General features: G+C 74.3%; 1 protein-coding gene. It reads right to left on the bottom strand.

The window, feature by feature from the left end; translation table 11 throughout:
• Positions 1–387: helix-turn-helix domain-containing protein (locus RCG67_RS17465; protein WP_368828086.1), on the bottom strand; the 387-nt coding region annotated here is incomplete at its 3' end.
• Positions 388–513 lie beyond the last annotated feature (126 nt).

Raw genomic sequence — 513 nt, 5'->3', positions numbered from 1 at the left:
GTCGAGCCGCGGCCGGTGCGGGGAGTCGACCACGTGCGCCACCACGATGGCGTCCCCGCGGTAGACCGCGAAGTAGGCGGCGGCGTCGGCGGCCGCGTGCAGCTCGCGCACGGCGCGCCGGACCGCGACGGGCGTGCCGACCTGCTGGCGCAGGGAGGTGTCGAGGGCGTGCACCTTGTAGCCCAGCCCGTACCGGCGCTGGTCCCGGAGGTGGACCACGTGCTCGGAGGCGACGAGCGTCTGCAGCAGCCGGTAGACCGAGGGCAGCGGGATGCCGAGCGCGGCGCTGATGTCCTTGGCGGTCGCCCCCCGGGAGTCCCGCGCCACGACGTCGAGCAGCGCGAAGGCCTTCTGGACGGAGGCCAGCCCGGCCTCATGTGTGGTCATGCCTCACATTGTCACGTGCGGGGTTGCGCATGCCAATGGCCCGGGAGCGCCGCTCCCGGGCCGTCGACGCCGCACGGGGCTCACTCGACCGTGAGCTCGCCCATCCGGTTCCAGCCGTCGGCGGAG

It is taken from the genome of Kocuria cellulosilytica (assembly GCF_040981245.1).
GTDB lineage: Bacteria > Actinomycetota > Actinomycetes > Actinomycetales > Micrococcaceae > Kocuria > Kocuria cellulosilytica.
Note: the sequence above shows the minus strand (reverse complement) of the source record. Positions and strands in the feature narration are given on the sequence as shown.